This window comes from Algibacter sp. Ld11 (assembly GCF_045066735.1).
Taxonomy (GTDB): domain Bacteria; phylum Bacteroidota; class Bacteroidia; order Flavobacteriales; family Flavobacteriaceae; genus Algibacter.
In genome coordinates this window covers 506,526-525,257 of record NZ_JBISHH010000025.1, presented here as the reverse complement: position 1 = coordinate 525,257, position 18,732 = coordinate 506,526, and the positions used below count along the sequence as shown (strand labels likewise).

At 32.3% G+C, this 18,732-nt stretch carries 15 protein-coding genes and 1 pseudogene; 6 read left to right on the top strand and 10 right to left on the bottom strand.

The features are described from left to right. Positions 1-101 precede the first annotated feature (101 nt). The 3 genes from rplI to rpsF are packed head-to-tail and all read right to left on the bottom strand — an operon-like array spanning position 102 to position 1,199. Positions 102-548, bottom strand: a complete 447-nt coding sequence (rplI, locus tag ACJJV4_RS15910; RefSeq protein WP_405296224.1) for a 50S ribosomal protein L9 — start codon at positions 546-548, stop codon at positions 102-104. 13 nt (positions 549-561) lie between these two features. Beyond that, entirely contained in the window at positions 562-858 is a 297-nt protein-coding gene (gene rpsR / locus ACJJV4_RS15905; protein WP_042498218.1) for a 30S ribosomal protein S18, read from the bottom strand. A gap of 2 nt (positions 859-860) precedes the next feature. Then, positions 861-1,199, bottom strand: a complete 339-nt coding sequence (gene rpsF, locus ACJJV4_RS15900) for a 30S ribosomal protein S6 (RefSeq protein ID WP_042498216.1) — start codon at positions 1,197-1,199, stop codon at positions 861-863. Between the two features lie 208 nt (positions 1,200-1,407). Here rpsF and ACJJV4_RS15895 point away from each other — a divergent pair. Then, positions 1,408-2,104 (top strand): annotated as a pseudogene (locus tag ACJJV4_RS15895) (LytR/AlgR family response regulator transcription factor). A 67-nt stretch (positions 2,105-2,171) separates the two neighbouring features. Here the strand turns inward: ACJJV4_RS15895 and priA are convergent. The 4 genes from priA to nadC form a co-directional block, all read right to left on the bottom strand. Next, on the bottom strand, positions 2,172-4,622 hold the full coding sequence (priA, locus tag ACJJV4_RS15890) for a primosomal protein N' (RefSeq protein WP_405296221.1): 2,451 nt from the start codon (positions 4,620-4,622) through the stop codon (positions 2,172-2,174). 24 nt (positions 4,623-4,646) lie between these two features. Beyond that, positions 4,647-5,069 carry a DUF2147 domain-containing protein gene (locus tag ACJJV4_RS15885; protein WP_405296219.1) on the bottom strand — a complete coding sequence of 141 codons (423 nt, stop codon included), beginning with the start codon at positions 5,067-5,069 and terminating at the stop codon, positions 4,647-4,649. A 2-nt stretch (positions 5,070-5,071) separates the two neighbouring features. Next, the gene (locus tag ACJJV4_RS15880; protein ID WP_405296217.1) at positions 5,072-6,013 is read right to left on the bottom strand and encodes a YihY/virulence factor BrkB family protein; all 942 of its coding nucleotides are present in this window, start codon (positions 6,011-6,013) and stop codon (positions 5,072-5,074) included. 110 nt (positions 6,014-6,123) lie between these two features. After that, the gene (gene nadC, locus ACJJV4_RS15875; RefSeq protein ID WP_405296215.1) at positions 6,124-6,984 is read right to left on the bottom strand and encodes a carboxylating nicotinate-nucleotide diphosphorylase; all 861 of its coding nucleotides are present in this window, start codon (positions 6,982-6,984) and stop codon (positions 6,124-6,126) included. Positions 6,985-7,113: 129 nt separating this feature from the next. On the opposite strand from nadC, the gene rlmH reads away from it, so the two are divergent. After that, entirely contained in the window at positions 7,114-7,587 is a 474-nt protein-coding gene (gene rlmH / locus ACJJV4_RS15870; RefSeq protein WP_405296213.1) for a 23S rRNA (pseudouridine(1915)-N(3))-methyltransferase RlmH, read from the top strand. Between the two features lie 96 nt (positions 7,588-7,683). Here rlmH and ACJJV4_RS15865 read toward each other — a convergent pair whose 3' ends face one another. From ACJJV4_RS15865 to ACJJV4_RS15855, 3 genes are all read right to left on the bottom strand, one after another. Continuing rightward, a complete protein-coding gene (locus ACJJV4_RS15865) occupies positions 7,684-7,983 on the bottom strand; it encodes an HPF/RaiA family ribosome-associated protein (protein ID WP_405296211.1) in 300 nt (99 codons plus the stop codon). Positions 7,984-8,090: 107 nt separating this feature from the next. Then, complete coding sequence (locus ACJJV4_RS15860; protein WP_405296209.1) at positions 8,091-8,507, bottom strand: response regulator; 417 nt, start codon at positions 8,505-8,507, stop codon at positions 8,091-8,093. 7 nt (positions 8,508-8,514) lie between these two features. Further along, a complete protein-coding gene (locus ACJJV4_RS15855) occupies positions 8,515-13,746 on the bottom strand; it encodes a PAS domain S-box protein (RefSeq protein WP_405296207.1) in 5,232 nt (1,743 codons plus the stop codon). A gap of 274 nt (positions 13,747-14,020) precedes the next feature. Here ACJJV4_RS15855 and ACJJV4_RS15850 point away from each other — a divergent pair, with 274 nt between their 5' ends. From ACJJV4_RS15850 to ACJJV4_RS15835, 4 genes are all read left to right on the top strand, one after another. Beyond that, positions 14,021-14,599 carry a non-canonical purine NTP diphosphatase gene (locus tag ACJJV4_RS15850; RefSeq protein ID WP_405296205.1) on the top strand — a complete coding sequence of 193 codons (579 nt, stop codon included), beginning with the start codon at positions 14,021-14,023 and terminating at the stop codon, positions 14,597-14,599. Positions 14,600-14,665: 66 nt separating this feature from the next. Continuing rightward, positions 14,666-16,891 (top strand): RelA/SpoT family protein, encoded by a 2,226-nt coding sequence (locus ACJJV4_RS15845; RefSeq protein WP_405296203.1) that lies wholly within the window; start codon positions 14,666-14,668, stop codon positions 16,889-16,891. 26 nt (positions 16,892-16,917) lie between these two features. Next, positions 16,918-17,385 carry a Fur family transcriptional regulator gene (locus ACJJV4_RS15840; protein ID WP_042502895.1) on the top strand — a complete coding sequence of 156 codons (468 nt, stop codon included), beginning with the start codon at positions 16,918-16,920 and terminating at the stop codon, positions 17,383-17,385. 11 nt (positions 17,386-17,396) lie between these two features. Beyond that, the gene (locus tag ACJJV4_RS15835; RefSeq protein WP_405296201.1) at positions 17,397-18,674 is read left to right on the top strand and encodes an adenylosuccinate synthase; all 1,278 of its coding nucleotides are present in this window, start codon (positions 17,397-17,399) and stop codon (positions 18,672-18,674) included. The last annotated feature ends 58 nt before the right edge of the window (positions 18,675-18,732 follow it).

Below are 18,732 nucleotides of genomic sequence, written 5' to 3'. Positions count from 1 at the left end.
CTATGCACGCATAATTTTACGTAAAAATAGAGCAAAAAAAAACCACTCCAAAAGGAGTGGTTAATTATATTCTAAACATTTATTAACTTTATGTTAACAAACTAGTTTGATTGAGCAATAACTTCGAATTCTAAATCTACATTAACATCTCTGTGTAAACGAATTGCGGCAGTATATTTACCTAAACGCTTAACAGTTGTAAGTGTAATAAATTTTTTCTCGATAGATTGACCTTCTTTTTCTAAAGCAGCAGCTAAATCAATGTTGTTTACAGAACCAAATAATTTATCTCCTGTTCCAACTTTAGCTGGTATTTTAATTTCTAAAGCTTTTAAAGCTTCAGCAACTACATTAGCTTCATCAACTATTCTCTTCTCTTTATAAGCACGTTGCTTTAAATTTTCAGCTAAAACTTTCTTAGCTGAAACGGTTGCAATAATTGCTTGTTTCTGAGGAATTAAAAAATTTCTACCATAACCGTTCTTAACTGTTACAACATCGTCTTTAAATCCTAAATTTTCAACGTCTTGTTTTAATATAAGTTCCATTGTTATCAGTATTTTATTTTAATAAATCAGCTACATAAGGCATTAAAGCTAAGTGACGTGCTCTTTTTACAGCAACAGACACTTTTCTTTGATACTTTAAAGATGTTCCTGTTAAACGACGAGGTAAAATTTTACCTTGCTCATTTACAAATCTTAATAACCAGTCTGCATCTTTATAATCTACATACTTGATACCTGATTTTTTGAAACGACAATATTTCTTTTGCTTATTAGTTTCAATATTTAGAGGCGTTAAATATCTAATTTCGCCGTCTTTTTTTCCTTTAGATTGTTGTTCTATTGATGACATAATTAAGCTTTTTGTTTAAGTTTCTCTCTTCTTCTTTCTGCCCAAGAAATAGCATGTTTGTCTAACGCTACTGTTAAATAACGCATAAAACGCTCGTCACGTCTAAACTCTACTTCTAATGGATTGATAACCTCTCCGGCTACTTGATACTCAAATAAGTGATAAAATCCACTTTTTTTGTTTTGAATTGGGTAAGCTAATTTTTTAAGCCCCCAGTTTTCTTTTGATACCATCTTAGCGCCGTTAGAAACAAGAAAATCTTCGTATTTCTTTACTGTCTCCTTTATCTGATCTTCAGATAAAACGGGATTTAAGATGAAAACAGTTTCATAATGATTCATAAAAATCTATTTTTATTGTTAAAAATTGGCTGCAAAAGTAATTAATTTTTATATATTACACAACTTAATCGTATTTAAATTCTAGCATAACACATATTATCTCTGTGTTAAAAAAATGTTAAAATTTACAGTTTGCCGATGTTTTTTGGTTTTTAGCCGAATTTTTTGTACTATTGTCGATATCTTAACCGAAATAAAACAAAATGTTATGACATTAAACTGTGTAGTAGTAGACGATTCAGCCATACAACGCCTCTCTATTGTTAAATTAGTAGAGAATCATCCCTCATTAAATTTAATAGCAGAGTACAGCAGCGCGTTGGAAACAAAAAATGGTTTAAACACTCATCAAGTAGACTTAATCTTTTTAGATATTGAAATGCCTGTATTAAATGGATTTGAGCTTTTAGATGTATTAAACAACAAACCGCAAATTATATTTGTAACGGGTAAAACGGAATATGCGTTTAAAGCATTTAATTATGATGCAACCGAATTATTTACATAAACCAATTACAAGGGAGCGTTTTAACACTTCTGTAGATAAAGCTTTAGAACAACATAGGTTAACGCTAGACTTTAATGAAGAAGATGGTGAACATATATTTGTAAAGAGCAACCTTAAAAAGCGTAAAGTATATATTAAAGACATTAAGTGGATTGAAGCACTTGGTGATTACGTAAAACTTGTAACTGAAGAAAATAGCTTAGTGGTTTTATCGACCATGAAATCTTTTGAAGCAGAATTACCAGAAGGTAAATTTTTAAGAATTCACAAATCTTACATTGTTAATTTAGATAAAATTGACAGATTTAATAGCAAAAACGTTGAAGTTGGTGCTTACGAAATTCCTTTAAGTAGAAACAAGAAAACACAACTTGTTGATGCGTTAAACAATATTTAATTACAACGTTCGCCTTTAAAAAAAGGAAGTTCTGTTAAAATAATGTCCCCTTATTATTTTAATAAAACTAGTAATTATCCACGTTAAGAATTACACGAACCGACCTAAAATCTTTTACATTCAAGAAGCTATTATTTATTTTAATGATAGCTTCTTTTGTTTTTGCTAACGAGTGCTGCTTTGGTATTTTTACTAAAATATTTTTGTGATACTGATTTCTTATTCGTGATACAGGCGGAAACTCCGGCCCCAAAACATATTCTTTAAATACTTGTCTTAAAGAAGTTGCATACCAATCTGCAGCTATTTCTACGCGATTATAATCTTTATGCTTTAAAGTAATTTTAATTTGCTTATATATTGGTGGATACTTAAAATTATACCGCTCGTTCATTTGCTCTTTAAACATGTCGATATAATTATTGGTAGACACCTGCTGTAAAATATTATGATACGGATTATACGTCTGTATTAAAACTTTACCACGCTCCTCGGTTCTACCCGCCCTACCCGATACTTGCAACATAAGCTGAAAACTTCTTTCGTGAGCTCTAAAGTCAGGAAAATTAAGCATATTATCAGCATTCATAATACCAACTAACTTTACATTTCTAAAATCTAAACCTTTTGTTAGCATTTGCGTACCAACCAAAATATCAATTTCCTGCTGTTCTAAGGCGGTTATAATTTTCTCATAGCCATATTTACCACGCGTAGTATCCAAATCCATACGCGCAACATTATGCTCCGGAAACAGCACTTTCACCTCAGCTTCAATCTGCTCGGTTCCAAACCCTTTGTTATCTAATTCTGGGCTGCCACAGGCCGCACATTTTCTAAGCATTGCAATAACATATCCACAATAATGACAGCGTAACTGGTCTCGGTATTGGTGGTAGGTTAAGCTTACATCGCAATTAGGACATTGTGGAGCCTCGCCACACGTACTACACTCTACAATAGGTGAAAAACCTCGACGGTTTTGAAATAAAATAATTTGATGTCCCTCAGCTAAGGTTTCTGTCATTTCAGCAATGAGCCTATCGCTAAAATGGCCTTTCATACGCTTTTTCTTCTGCTGCTCTTTAATATCAACCAACTCTACCTCCGGCATCAATACATCATTAAATCGATGCATGAGTTCCACAAAACCGTATTTATTTTGTTGAGCATTAAAATAACTCTCCAAACTAGGAGTTGCAGATCCTAAAAGCACTTTAGCCTTATGCAAATGTGCTAAAACTACAGCAGTATCTCTAGCATGGTAGCGCGGCGCAGGATCGAACTGCTTAAACGATTGCTCATGCTCTTCATCTACAATTATTAATCCTAAATTATCAAAAGGTAAAAATATCGATGAACGTGCACCTAATACTATTTTCGCTTTCGCGGAACATTCTAAAACCTGATTCCAAACCTCAACCCGTTCATGAGACGAATATTTAGAATGAAATACCGCCACTTGATCTCCAAAATAATTCTGAAGTCTATTTACCAACTGTGTGGTTAAAGCAATTTCTGGTAACAAATACAATACTTGCTGCCCTGAACTTAACACCTCTTCTATTAACTTTACATAAACTTCCGTTTTACCAGAAGACGTAACCCCATGTAATAAGGTAACTTGATGTTTATCGAAAGTTTCTTTTATTTCCGATAAGGCTGTTTCTTGATAGTTATTTAATTTTTTAGAATCTTTATTCTCTTCTCCATTATACTGAACACGATCGGTTTGAATAAAATACTCTTCTAAAACTTCTTTGTCTATTAAAGATTTAATTATCGATGTTGACGCACCACTTTCTGCAGATAGCTCAGAAACTTTTACAGGTTTTCTTGTTTTAGCAGAAATAGAGAACAAGGTCATCACCACATCACGCTGTTTAGGTGCGCGACTTAAATCGTTCATTAACTCGTGAAATTCCTTTTCTGTAGAATAAAAGGTATGTAGCTTCACGTAGCGTACTAGCTTTGGCTTATATTTTTCGTAAACTTCTTCTTCTACAGAAATAACTTCCTTTTCTAATAAACGCTTTATTACGGAGAGCACATTCTTTTTATCCAAAATATTAGAAATATCTTGAATTTTTAAAGACGATTGATGGTGTAAAGCCTCATAAACCAAAAACTCATCATCCTTTAAAATAGAATCGTCTATAATGGTTTTATTATTCTTAGAAATTACTGTCTCACTTTCTAAAATAAACGCATTTGGTAATGAAGCTCGCATAACATCACCCATGGTGCACATATAATAACTAGAAATCCATTCCCATAGCTTTAGCTGCTTTTGGTTAACAACGGGTGTTGCATCTAAAATTTGTTGGATTTCTTTAGCTTCATAAGCCGTTGGCGCATTGTGATGAACGCGATAAACAATACCTGTATAAATTTTAGATTTACCGAAAGGAACAGAAACACGCATTCCTGGCTTTATAAAATCGAACTCCGAAGCCGTGATGCTATAGGTGAATAATTTTTGAAGCGGGATGGGAATTATAACGTCTATATAATGCAAAGTACTAATCCTTTAATTAAATAATTACTTATGTCGTATCCAATATTGCGTAAGGTATAGAAATGCAATATAACCTCGAACTTGAAGTTTGCCGGTTTCTTGATCTAGCATTATTCTACACTTATATTCTTTACCGTTTTCTGCATCGAAAATAGTACCGTTTTTATAATGTTCTCCATGCTTCTCGAGTCCATTTATAATTACCATACCTAGAATTGGCTTATCTTTTTTATCACCTTCACAATCTTGACACAAGGTGTTTTTATCAAAGGGTTCAAGGATTTCTATAACTTTACCGTATACCTTGCCGTTTTGTTCATAAATATCTATAATACATTTGTGCGCTCCTGTTTCATCATCAACTGTTTTCCATTGACCTAAAATGTCTTGAGATTGAACTGATATCGACAGCATGCAAATTGTAATTAACCAAATGTATTTCTTCATAATTAAAAGCTTTTTCTAAGTTTATTTAATGATGCGTTTAACTCGTAACCCAGCAACAAAATATTAGAATTGAGCCACAAGTAAAACATTAATATTAATAACGCGCCAATAGACCCGTATAGTTTATTGTATTGTCCAAAATTTTCGATATACAAACCGAAAAAATACGATGTTACGATAATAAGCAAGGTTGTAAACAATGCCCCTACTGAAAAAAAGCTAGAATGTTTTCCTTCTTTGGTTCCAAAATAATACAAGGTTGCCGTTGCCAGGTATACCATAAGTACAAAAAACAAATATTTTACAACATCGGTCCAGAATAAACCTTGACTTGCTACCTCGTAACCACGATGCTCTAAAGCATTAAACAGCCCTTGTACCACGTATAACTGAAAATACCCTAACACCACAATTGTAATGATAAGTAAAAAAGCCAATATTAACGCAATACCTAGCGCGTACAAATATTGCTTAAAAACATTACGTGTAAGCTGCTCGTGATATGAATTCTCAAAACCGGAAAACACAGCATTTACGCCATTAGCCATTAAACCAATAGATAAGACGAATACCGAAGATAATAAACCACCTCGTTGTGATTGGTCGATATTTTCAAAAATATTTTCGAAGAAAAAATCCGAAGTATTTGGTGGTAAAAAAGACTCTAGAAACACTAAAAATTCTATTTTAAAATCATCTATAGGTACGTACGGAATAATAATTAGCACGAATAATAAAAACGGAAAAATAGCCATAAAAAAGCTAAAAGCAATAGCACTTGCCCTTGTTGCTAATGCGCCCTTGGCAATACCTATAACATAAAGCTCTACTAAATCGTAAAACGAAAGCCCTTCTAACCCTGGTAATTTTAATTTTTTTAAAAACCGAACCAAGATATTAATTACAGGAATTTTATCTAGCTTGTCTTCAATGGGTTTTGTCATTAATAAAAAATTAAACAGAATACAAAGTTAATAAAGTAATTACTGAAAGCAAGGTATAAAAAAAGAGTGTCTATATAGACACTCTTTTATATATTTTAAGAAATTAAAATCTATTTCATCGCTTTTAAGCTTAAATCCATATTGTGTACAGAATGGGTTAATGCTCCACAAGAAATAAAATTAACACCACACTCAGCATAATGACGAATAGTTGCTTCGTTTATATTTCCAGAAGATTCTGTTAAACACTTATTTCCAATTAATTTCACAGCTTTTCTAGTATCCTCATAATCGAAGTTATCTATTAAAATACGGTAAATTCCTTCGGATTGTAAAATTTCCTCAACTTCACTTAAATCGCGAGCTTCTACCATAATTTGTAAATCTCTGCCTGTTTCATGCAAATATTCTTTAGCCATTGTAATGGCTTTGGTAATACCTCCAGCAAAATCAATATGATTATCTTTAAGCATAATCATATCATAAAGCGCAAATCTATGATTTTCTCCACCACCAATTTTTACAGCCCATTTTTCTAACACACGAATTCCTGGTGTAGTTTTTCTAGTATCTAAAATTTTAGTTTTAGTACCTTCTACCAAATCAACGAACATTCTTGTTTTGGTAGCAATAGCACTCATACGTTGCATAGCATTTAAAACCGTTCGCTCTGCCTTTAAAATAGATTGAGAAGAACCTTCAACATACATTACAATATCTCCATAGGTAACTTCTGCCCCATCTTCGATACGTACATCTAATTTTAAATTTTTATCTACGTATGCAAAAACTTTTTTAGCAAAATTAACACCACCAATGATACCTTTATCTTTAACTAAAAGTTTAGCTTTACCTCTTGCATTTTCAGGGATACAAGCTAAAGAACTATGATCACCATCTCCAACGTCTTCACGAATAGCATTGGAAATTATCATTTTCACTTCTGTATCAAATTGCTCCTGTGTAATCATAATTTATTTTTGGTTTGCAACAAAAGTAAGAAATTGATTTACTAAAAATAAATTTTACTTTTACGAAATTTAAGATTTTTTTTTATTTAAATACATTATTCATAAATACTAAATAGTAATTTTGCTTATATGACTATTAAACTTATTGCCATCGGAAAAACGGATAACAAACAACTTTTATCCTTAATCACTGATTATCAGAATCGTTTGGGGTTTTACATCAAATTTTCGTTAGAAATTATTCCGGATATAAAAAATTCTAAAAACTTAAGTGAAGACTTACAAAAACAAAAAGAAGGTGAGTTAATTTTAAAAAAATTAAGTAATACGGATACCCTAATTTTATTAGATGAGAATGGAAAACAACATGATTCTGTAGGTTTTTCTGACTATTTACAAAAGCATATGAACTCCGGAATTAAACAATTGGTTTTTGTTATTGGAGGCCCTTACGGATTTTCGGACGAGATTTATGCTAAATCAAAGGGGAAAATATCCTTATCTAAAATGACGTTTTCGCACCAAATGATTCGTCTATTTTTTATTGAACAACTATATAGAGGTTTTACTATTTTACGCAACGAACCCTACCACCATCGATAAACGTATTGTTTCTATTTTAATTTCTAAAGCAAAAAAAAATGACTAAAACATAATTTTAGCCATTTTTTAATATGTGTTTAATAAGATCTTAATTGTTTAGTGCGTTTTATAAACCTCTTTTCGTTTTTTTAGTTGTTTTTCTAAATCACTAACGGTTTCGCGAACCGATACTTCAAAATTGCGCTCATTAGATGTTGCAAAAATTCTCGGCCCAGGCAAGCTTAACTCTATATTACAAATTTTACCAGTATCATGAGCTTTTTCATCTTGCTTAAAATGTACCGTTGCACTTATTAAAAACTCATAACGACTAAATAATTTTTCTAATTTTTCTTCAGTGAAAGCTGATAATGTTTCACTCGCATCTACTCCTACGTATTCAAAATTTACTGTCATAACTTATATTTTATATTATCAAATATAGCTTCGAGAATTATAGTTTTTAATGATTTTCGTCATATATAAAATCACTTCTCCCCAACTCACTCATTATCAATAGATCTTTAACTATTTTCCTTTATCAATTTTTCCATTATGGTTTTAAGCTTTCCGGGCTCAATGGGTTTTATAATATAATCGGAAATATCACTAATTCTTTTAGCCCTTTCTATATCTACAGGATCAACAGAAGAAGACACCATATATATTACTGTTTTTTTACCAAGTCGGGATTTGATTTTAACATATTCCTCCATGAATTGATAGCCATCCATAATGGGCATATTAATATCTAGAAAAATAACATCGGGAAGCTCGTCATTCTTATCTAAGTTATCTAAAAGAAACTCCAAAGCCTCTTCTCCATCAGAAAAAACTTTAATATTTTTTTCAAACTCTAATAACTCCAATGTTTTTACGACGGTGAATTGATAAATATCATCATCATCAACTATGCAAATATTAACAGGTGTATTCATCATAACTCAATTAATTAAAATTAATATAAAACGTAGTACCTTCATTTACCTTGCTCGTTGCATATATTGTACCATTCAATGCTTCTACTTGTGTTTTAACCATAAATAAACCAACACCCTTTGCTTCTGGGTGTCTATGAAATACTTTGTTAAGGCCAAATAATTTATGACCATGCCTTTCTAAATCAATTCCTAAGCCGTTATCCTGAAATAATATCCTAATTTTTCCATCTTTAATCTCCGATTTAATAAATATTTCTGGCACCCGATCTTTAGATCTATACTTAATAGAATTGCCTACTAAGTTAAGAAAAATACTTTCTAAATAAATTCGATCATATTTAATTTTTGATATTTCTGAGAAATCACTAGTAATAATGGCATCATTTTTTATAATTTGACCCGTTAGTATTTCTTTTGTTTTATTCAAAACATCGTTAAATTTCAAGGTATCGAATTCTTTGGGGACATTATTCTTAATTTTCACGGCATCAACCAAGGTATTTAAGGTTATGGTAAGATGATTTATTACTTTTTCAAATTTTTGAAACAAAAATACCCGATCATCTTCATTTACAGATGCATTATACAAGCCTAAAAGCGAGTTAAGGTTACTTACTGGTGCACGCAAATTATGGGACGTAATATGAGCGAAATCTGCTAACTGATCGTTATTTTTAATTAATTTTTGTGCTAAAATTTCCAAATCATTTTTAGCTTTAATTATTTTATTTTGGGCAGATTTTTGCTCGGTAACATCGCGTATAACTGCTGAAATCAACATCCCTTCCTCCGTTTTTAGAGGGCTTAAGCTCATTTGTATTGGAAACTCTCTTCCGCTTTTATTAATAGCAAACATATCTTTACCTTCAGCTAACTCTGTAGTTTTGGGTTTATTTAGGAACGTTTTTCTTTGAAAATCGTGATCTTCTAAAGACCGCATTGGTAACAGTAAATCTATAGGCTTATTATATATTTCGTCTATTTTATACCCAAAAAGAAGTTCAGCCTGCTTATTAATAATTTGAATTTTAGAATCCTCGTTTGTAATTACCATGGCATCTGGTGCAGACTCTAACAAGCCTCTAAACTTATTCTCTGCCATTCTCTGTGCTGTTACATCTTGGCAAGTACCTGTCATCTCAACCACTTCACCTTTTCCGTCTATAACAACCTCAGCCAAAAGCTGTATTGTTTTTACAGATCCATCTGGTAATGATATACGATGCATCAGGTTCGTGAATTTTTTATCATCAATAGCCTTTTCTACATGTTTAGAAACCATTTCTTTATCTTCATCATGCACACAATTAAAATATGTATCGAAAGCTAAATCCGCATCTTTATCAACCCCGAAAATTTCGAAAAGATTACTAGACCACTTTACATCATTGGTAATAATATTCCATTGCCAATTCCCCATCATGGTAATTTTTTCAGCAAAGGTTAGTAGCTGATTTTTTCTTAATAATTCCGATTTTGCTAATTTTTGAGCTGTAATATCTCGTATAGCAGCAGAAATTAAAACTCCATCTTCTGTTTCTAATGGACTCAAACTTATTTGCACAGGAAACTCTTTACCTTCTCTATTCACAGCGGCCAGATCTTCCTCTCCAGAAGACTCTGTTCCTACTAAATCACTTAATAGCGTATTTACCTTAGATTCACAACCTGTTAAAAAGCGTTTTGGTAAAAGCAAATCTACCGACTTATTAAATAACTCTTCAATTTTATAACCAAACATTATTTCTGCTTGTTTGTTTATCATTTGAATTTTAGAGTCTTCATTGGTTATTACCATCGCATCTGGTGCAGATTCTAACAAACCTCTAAACTTATTTTCTGCCATTTTTTGCTCGGTAATATCTTGGCAAGTTCCAATCATTTCAATAACCTCTCCTTCAGAATTGGTAACAACTTCTCCTAATAGCTGAACTGTTTTCACCTTCCCATTTGTTAAAATACGATGCGAAAAGTTAGTAAAACCATGCCCCAAAATAGCATCGTCAAAATACTTTGATACCACATCCTTATCTTCTGGGTGCACAAAACTAAAATAGGTATTAAACCTTAGGTCGACCTCTTTGATATTAAGCTCAAAAATATTGTAAAGGTTACTAGACCACTCAACTTTATCGTCAACAATATTCCATATCCAATGCCCCATTAAGGTTATTTCCTCAGCAAAATTAAGCAGTTGGTTTTTACGCAACAACTCATTTTTAGCTAATTTTTGCTGAGTAATATCGCGAATTGCGGTAGACACTAATAAGCCCTGTTCTGTTTCTAAAGGACTTAAACTTATTTGTATAGGGAATTCCATACCTGCTTTATTTATAGCAAAAAGTTCTTTTCCTTCACCTATAGACCTTACATGGGGATTATTAAAATAGTCATCACGATGACTCTCATGTACATCCAAAAATCTTTTAGGTATAAGTACTTCCACAGACGCTCCTAATATCTCATCTATTCGATATCCAAATAATTTTTCAGCTTGTTTATTAATAAGTTGAATTACTCCTTCTCCATTAGTTATTACCATAGCATCTGGCGCAGACTCTAATAAGCCTCTAAACTTATTTTCGGCCATTTTTTGCTTAGTGATATCTTGTGTAGTTCCAATCATTTCAATAATATCACCTTGATCATCAAGAATAATCTCTCCAAAAGACTGTATTGTTTTCACCTCTCCACTACCAGTAATAATGCGGTGTATAAAATTATCTGGAAACTTTTTTTCCTTATAAGCAATGTCCACGCATGCGGCAACCATATCTTTATCTTCCGGATGAACAAATTTAAAGAAAGAATCATAATTTAAATCGGTTTCTTTTTCATTACTGCCATAAATTCCATGCATATTTGCCGACCATTTCAATCTATTACCAACGACATCCCATTGCCAATTCCCTATATTCGCTATTCTTTCAGCTAAACTTAGAAAATGATTTTTACGCAATAATTCGGTTTCAGACCGTTTTTGTTCGGTAATATCCTGGTCGGCACCAACAATTCTAACAATTTCCCCTAATTCATTTGTAAATACCTTACCTAAAAGCTGTATTGTTTTTACGTTACCTTTAGCAGTTACAATACGATGCACAAAGTTATTCTCAAAATGCTTATTTTCAAAAGTATCACTAATATGTTTTTCTACTTTTTCTTTATCATCTGGGTGGATGTAATTAAGGTAATCATCAAAAGTTAAACTCTTTTTTACTTCATCAAACTCATAAACTTCATGGAATCCAGCTGACAATTCGCTTAAACCATTAACGGGATCCCATTGCCAATTCCCCATCTTGGTAATTTTCTCGGCAAAGGTTAGTAATTGATTTTTTCTTAAAAGTTCGTTTTGCACTATTCTTTTTTCCGAAACATCAGTTGAAACACCTAAAAAACCAATAAGGTTATCGTTATCATCCTTAATAGAAGTTAAAGTTAATTGCACAGGCATTGTTGTACCGTCTTTCCTTAAATACGTCCATTCACGAGTATCAAAAGCATTATTTTTTGATAATTCTAACTGCGCGCTAAAACCCTCAGGGTCTTTACCGTGTAATCTTGCCATATCAATTCTGAATGCATCTAACTCTGTTTGCAAATGATATGCTTTTGGTCTTTTTAAACCAATCATTTCAGAGGCCGAATAACCTGTTAGGATTTCTGCACCACGATTAAAATGACTAATAACACCATCTTTATTAGTAGATACAATAGCTATGGATTCAGAATTAAAAATAGCTTTTAACTCGGAATGAGCCTTATTTAGGGCTATCTCAGACTCTTTTATTTTACTTATATCTTGCAATAGTCCATAAAGCTTTATGCTTTTTCCATTAACCATTTTAACCTGACCTATAGATCTAACCCAAACCACATCTCCCATTGGAGTTATTAGCTCTAACTCTAAATCGTAAGGTGTTCCGTTTTCTATAGCTTCCTTAACAGCCTTCTCAAGAGAATCTCTACTTTTCCCTTCTTTATAAAAATTAATTCCAGCCTCAATACTTGGTAAGTAACCTTCTTCTATTCCATGTATTTCACAAACTATTTTACTCCAATACATTTTATTTTTTGCTAGGTCTACTTCCCAAGTACCAATTCTAGCAACTTCACTTGTATTGTTTAATATATTTTTTATTAAATCTTTTTCTTCCTCATTCTCTTTAATTTCTGTAATATCACCGGTATGCATTATCAAACCTCCAACAACACCTTCTGATATGTACCAAGGCCGTACATCCCAAAAAATCCATTGTGTAGATCCATCTGAGCGCACAAATGGTGCTTCGTCACATTTATCTATGGCTCCATTTAGGCATTTTTGATGGTTAGCTTTCCAATCATCTCCAATTTCAGGAAAAAGATCATAATGGCAACGACCAATAATTTCTTCATCTTCCATTTTATAATCCGAAATCCATTTTTTAGAAGCTGCTATATAACACATATTGGTATCTAGCATAGCAATAGCCGTAGGAGCTTGCTCTATAAATATTTTATTATTAGCATCTTTAAGCTCTAAATCTGTTTTAAGTTTTGTAAGTTCTATTAGGTTAGATTTTATTTTGGCTTTTGAACTAGCCAATTCTTTATTAGATTTTTTTATTTCTTTTACATTAATCAAAAACTTTTTAAAGGCCGGCTTTACTACTGTTAAAAAACCTCCTAACAATAGTAAAAAGACACCTATAGCCAAAGAATAAATTACGACTTTTAAAGCTCTTAAATTTGTTTCTCCTTTTTTTTGATATTGAGAAATTAATAAATCAAGATTTTCGAGATAAGGTTGCTCTACATCATAAATATGTTTCAATTCGGCCTGAAATATATCTAAACCCGATTTCTTTGTAGTTTTTTTACTAGATGCAACTATTTTTTTTAAGTAGACTTTGTTTTTTATTAATAGAGAATCTACAACTTCCCTGTTTTCTTTTTTACTATTAACACTCTGCTGATAGCGATGTAAACTATCCCATTGATTTATGTATTGATTTAAAATAGCATAAGAACTTGTATAAGATCCCTCTTTCTCTACAAACCCAACTCTAAAAGCTAATTTGGATATACGCTGTCCTAAAGCTCGTTGTTTTTCGGCAACATTAATTAAATTAGAATCTAAAATTTGCGAGCTTACACTACTTTGCACAATAAACAAAGCGGCAATTGTTATTATCATAATAGAAAAGACAAATAATAGATACCTTTTCTTTATAGATTTTTCTAATTTTTCCATTAATAGCTTTTACTGTTCAACCTTAATTGACTTAACTTAAACAAAAAATATTTTTACTTTAACTCTAATTTTTAAAAATAGAATGCTATTATTACAGTTAGACCGCTATTGATATAAAAAAACATTAAACAGAGGGATATATGTATTATTATTCGGGGCTACAAATACTAACAAAACAATGCCAAAATATGAAATTTTAAAGAATTATGTACGTTTTTTTTTCAATAAGTTAAACTAAATAAGACTTTTACAGTCGAAAAACCCCACATTAAGAATGAAACTAGTTTTTGCAACAAATAATTTAAATAAAATAAAAGAAGTACAATCGCTAATACCAAGTAAAATTGAATTACTCAGCTTAAAAGATATTGGGTGTTTTGAAGATGTACCCGAAACCCATAATACAATTGAAGGTAATGCCAAGCAAAAAGCCGAATACATAAAAGAACATTATAATTACGATTGCTTTGCCGACGATACCGGTTTAGAAGTTAAAGCGCTAAATGGAGAACCTGGTGTTTATTCTGCTCGTTATGCAGGAGAACAGCGTAATGCTGAAGATAATACCAACAAATTGTTAGAACAACTACAAAACAAAACAGATAGAACTGCACAATTTAAAACTGTAATAGCATTACACTTAAATGGAAGTCTCAAAACTTTTACAGGTATTTGTGAGGGTATAATTACAACAGAAAAACATGGTAAAAAAGGTTTTGGTTACGATCCAGTTTTTAAACCCAACGACCATAACAATACCTTTGCAGAAATGGACTTAAGTATAAAAAACAATATTGGTCATCGCGGTAAAGCTGTTAAACAATTAGTTCAATTCTTAACTGAAAAAAATTAAAAAAAGCTTACTAAAAAAAGTAATTTTTGACGTTGGCTATTAAATTTGTTTTATTACTTTTAGTCTATGACTGAGGAATACATAGAAAAAGAGAACGCGGCCATTAAAAAAGCTTATAAAGAACTATTAAAGGTTAGTTATACAACGCTTTCTGATGATGATAAAAAACTAATCCGTAAGGCATTTGAAGTTGCCGTAGACGGACATAAAGACCAACGCCGTAAATCTGGAGAAGCCTATATTTTCCATCCTATTGCCGTAGCCAAAATAGTAGCTCAAGAAATTGGTTTAGATGCCACCTCTATTGCTGCCGCTTTATTACACGATGTTGTTGAAGATAGTCCAGATTATAAAATTGAAGACATTGAAAAACAATTTGGAAAAACCATTGCAACCATTGTTGCTGGTTTAACCAAAATTTCTTCTTTAAGTAAAGATCAAGACATGGATGTTTCGCTACAAGCCGAAAATTTCCGTAAAATGTTATTGACCTTAAATGATGATGTTCGCGTTATCATTATAAAAATAGCCGATAGGTTGCATAATATGCAAACCATGGATTCTATGCGGCCAGATAAACAAATTAAAATAGCATCGGAAACTCTTTATATTTATGCGCCTCTAGCACACCGCATAGGGTTATACAATATAAAAACAGACCTTGAAGATTTAGGCTTAAAATATCTTGAACCAGTAGATTATAACGATATTTTAAACAAAACTAAAGAAAGCAAAAAAGACCAAGATATTTATATTGAACAGTTTAGTGAAGTTATTAAGCACTCTCTTGATAAAGAAAAACTAAATTACACGATAAAGGGTCGTCCAAAATCAATTTTTTCAATTAGAAAGAAAATGATTAATCAAGGCGTATCTTTTGATGAAGTTTACGATAAGTTCGCTATAAGAATTATATATAAATGCGATGCCGATCCGCAGAACGAAAAATTTCTTGCCTGGAAAATATACTCTATAGTCACAGATCACTTTAGACCAAACCCTATACGCCTTCGCGATTGGATTTCTTCGCCAAAAAGTACCGGTTATGAAGCCCTCCATATTACAGTAATGGGACCGAAAGGCCGCTGGGTTGAAGTGCAAATACGTAGTGAACGCATGAACGAAATAGCCGAAAAAGGTTATGCAGCGCACTACAAATACAAACAAGGTAGCGAAAAAGAGGATAATTTAGAAAGCTGGATAAATAGATTACAAGAAGCTCTAGAAAACCCGCATACCAATGCTGTTGATTTTGTAGAACAATTTAAACTAAACTTATACTCAAAAGAAATATTTGTTTTCACTCCAAAAGGAGATTTAAAATCTCTCCCAAAAGGAGCTACAACTTTAGATTTTGCATTTAGCATCCATACAGAAGTAGGAATGAAAACTCGAGGTGCGAAAGTTAATGGTAAATTAGTACCCTTAAGCTATGAGTTAAAAAGTGGAGACCAAGTCGATATTTTAACCTCCGAAAATGCTAAACCAAACCCTAACTGGCTCGATTATTCTACCACGGCTCGATCACGAAGTAAAATAAAATCGGCATTAAAAGAAGATAGAAAACTTATAGGTGAAGATGGTAAGGAAATTTTACGCCGTAAATTAAAACAGCTAAAAGTAAACCTTAACGAAGAGTCTATTAACGAAATGGTTAACTATTTCAAACTAAAAACTAGCCTCGATTTATTCTACAGAATTGGCCTTGGAACCATAGATAACACCATGCTAAAAGCATACGCTGCATCAAGAAGCAATGCTTTAATGAGTTTCCTAAAAAGCAAAATAACTCGGAAAGCAAATATCAATACAGACGAATTAGAGAAAGATGAAATTACATCAAAATATGACGCCGTTGTTTTTAACAAGGAAGAAGAAAAGCTAGATTACAAATTGGCTACTTGCTGCCACCCTATCCCAGGCGATGACGTCTTTGGTTTTTTAACCGTTTCCGACGGATTAAAAGTCCACAAAATGAATTGCCCTAACGCGTTAAGTTTACAATCTAACTATGCGTACAGAGTAATGCCTGCCAAATGGATAGATTCCTCTCAGCAAGAATTTTTGGCACATATCTCTTTAACCGGAATTGACCATATTGGTTTAGTAAACGATATTACAACCATAATTTCTGAGAATATGAGTGTTAATATGAAAAGTATTAGTTTTCAAAGTAACGATGGACTTTTCTCAGGAAAAATCGATGTTGTAGTAAAGAATAAAACCCTTTTGAAAAAACTTTTAGACCGTCTTAAAAAAATTAATGGTATAGATAAGGTTACTAGAGTGTAAAAAAAGTGTAAATTTGCGATGAAATTATGGATACAAAAGTAGATACTAAAAATCAAGACATAGTTAAAAGCGTTTTTACAAGCTTTTTAGAGAATAAGGGGCACCGTAAAACACCCGAACGCTATGCTATACTTCAAGAAATTTATAATAACAACGAACATTTCGATATAGAATCTCTATATCTAAATATGAAAAATAAAAAGTATCGTGTATCGAGAGCTACACTTTACAATACCATAGAACTACTCTTAGAGTGCGGTTTAGTTAGAAAACACCAATTTGGCCAAAACCAAGCACATTACGAAAAATCTTATTTTGACAGGCAGCACGACCATGTTATCTTAACAGATACAGGAGAAGTTATCGAGTTTTGCGATCCTCGAATTCAATCTATTAAAAAAACTATCGAAGAAGTTTTCGATATTGAGATAAATAATCATTCACTCTATTTCTACGGGAAAAAAAAATCTCCCGATAGCAAAAAAGACAACTAACTAATTTTACAATGGCAGTAGATTTACTACTTGGATTACAATGGGGAGACGAAGGCAAAGGGAAAATTGTTGACGTACTTACCTCTAACTACAACATTATTGCACGTTTTCAAGGTGGCCCAAATGCAGGACACACTTTAGTTTTTAACGGAAAAAAACATGTTTTACACACCATTCCATCAGGAATTTTTCATGATGATGCTACAAACTTAGTAGGAAACGGTGTAGTTATAGACCCTGTAATTTTTAAAGGTGAACTTGACAAACTTGAAGAACAAGGCGTAGATTACAGAAAATCGCTAGTCATTTCAAGAAAAGCACACATTATTTTACCAACACACAGATTACTAGATGCAGCTAGCGAAACCTCTAAAGGAAAAGCTAAAATTGGATCTACATTAAAAGGTATTGGCCCAACTTACATGGATAAAACCGGAAGAAACGGTATTCGTGTTGGGGATTTAGAATTATGCGATTGGAAAGAAAAATATAGAACTTTAGCAAATAAGCACGAGTCAATGATTTCTTTTTACGACGTTGAAATTGAATATGACTTAGAAGAACTAGAAAAAGAGTTTTTTGAAGCTGTAAAAGTTTTAAAATCACTTAAATTTATAGATTCTGAAGAATATGTTTACCAAGCACAAAAAACAGGTAAAACTATTTTAGCAGAAGGCGCACAAGGGTCTTTATTAGATATTGATTTTGGAACATATCCATTTGTAACATCTAGTAATACAACTGCAGCTGGTGCATGTACAGGCTTAGGTGTTGCTCCAAACCAAATAGGCGAAGTATTTGGTATTTTTAAAGCTTATACAACGCGTGTTGGTTCTGGTCCATTCCCAACTGAGTTATTTGATGAAGATGGTGCACAAATGGCCAAAATAGGTAATGAATTTGGTGCAACAACAGGTAGACCAAGACGTTGTGGCTGGTTAGATTTAATTGCTTTAAAATATGCATGCCAAGTAAATGGTGTAACGCAATTAATGATGATGAAAGGTGATGTGCTTTCTGGTTTTAAAACCTTAAAGGTATGTACAGCTTACAAATATAAAGGTGAAGTAATCGAACACTTCCCTTACAACATCGAGCCGGAAAATGTAGAACCAGTATATTCTGAGTTTAGCGGTTGGGATGAAGATTTAACAGAAATGTCTGAAGCTTCTCAATTACCAAAATCTTTAAATGAGTATATCGAGTTCTTAGAAAAAGAATTAGAAATCCCTATTACTATTGTTTCTGTTGGACCAGATAGAAAGCAAACCATTTTTAGAAGTAAATAAAAATATTTCAAAATAATTTTTAAGACCTGATATGTTTCTCTAAACTGTTAGGTCTTTT

What these genes read in the sequence shown, in the direction of transcription:
- ACJJV4_RS15855 (WP_405296207.1), bottom strand. Translation starts at nt 13,746, where the DNA reads ATGGAAAAATTAGAAAAATCTATAAAGAAAAGGTATCTATTATTTGTC.
- rpsR (WP_042498218.1), bottom strand. Translation starts at nt 858, where the DNA reads ATGTCATCAATAGAACAACAATCTAAAGGAAAAAAAGACGGCGAAATT.
- nadC (WP_405296215.1), bottom strand. Translation starts at nt 6,984, where the DNA reads ATGATTACACAGGAGCAATTTGATACAGAAGTGAAAATGATAATTTCC.
- ACJJV4_RS15860 (WP_405296209.1), bottom strand. Translation starts at nt 8,507, where the DNA reads ATGATGAATACACCTGTTAATATTTGCATAGTTGATGATGATGATATT.
- ACJJV4_RS15840 (WP_042502895.1), top strand. Translation starts at nt 16,918, where the DNA reads ATGGATACAAAAGTAGATACTAAAAATCAAGACATAGTTAAAAGCGTT.
- ACJJV4_RS15880 (WP_405296217.1), bottom strand. Translation starts at nt 6,013, where the DNA reads ATGACAAAACCCATTGAAGACAAGCTAGATAAAATTCCTGTAATTAAT.
- ACJJV4_RS15845 (WP_405296203.1), top strand. Translation starts at nt 14,666, where the DNA reads ATGACTGAGGAATACATAGAAAAAGAGAACGCGGCCATTAAAAAAGCT.
- rplI (WP_405296224.1), bottom strand. Translation starts at nt 548, where the DNA reads ATGGAACTTATATTAAAACAAGACGTTGAAAATTTAGGATTTAAAGAC.
- ACJJV4_RS15885 (WP_405296219.1), bottom strand. Translation starts at nt 5,069, where the DNA reads ATGAAGAAATACATTTGGTTAATTACAATTTGCATGCTGTCGATATCA.
- rpsF (WP_042498216.1), bottom strand. Translation starts at nt 1,199, where the DNA reads ATGAATCATTATGAAACTGTTTTCATCTTAAATCCCGTTTTATCTGAA.
- ACJJV4_RS15850 (WP_405296205.1), top strand. Translation starts at nt 14,021, where the DNA reads ATGAAACTAGTTTTTGCAACAAATAATTTAAATAAAATAAAAGAAGTA.
- ACJJV4_RS15835 (WP_405296201.1), top strand. Translation starts at nt 17,397, where the DNA reads ATGGCAGTAGATTTACTACTTGGATTACAATGGGGAGACGAAGGCAAA.
- ACJJV4_RS15865 (WP_405296211.1), bottom strand. Translation starts at nt 7,983, where the DNA reads ATGACAGTAAATTTTGAATACGTAGGAGTAGATGCGAGTGAAACATTA.
- rlmH (WP_405296213.1), top strand. Translation starts at nt 7,114, where the DNA reads ATGACTATTAAACTTATTGCCATCGGAAAAACGGATAACAAACAACTT.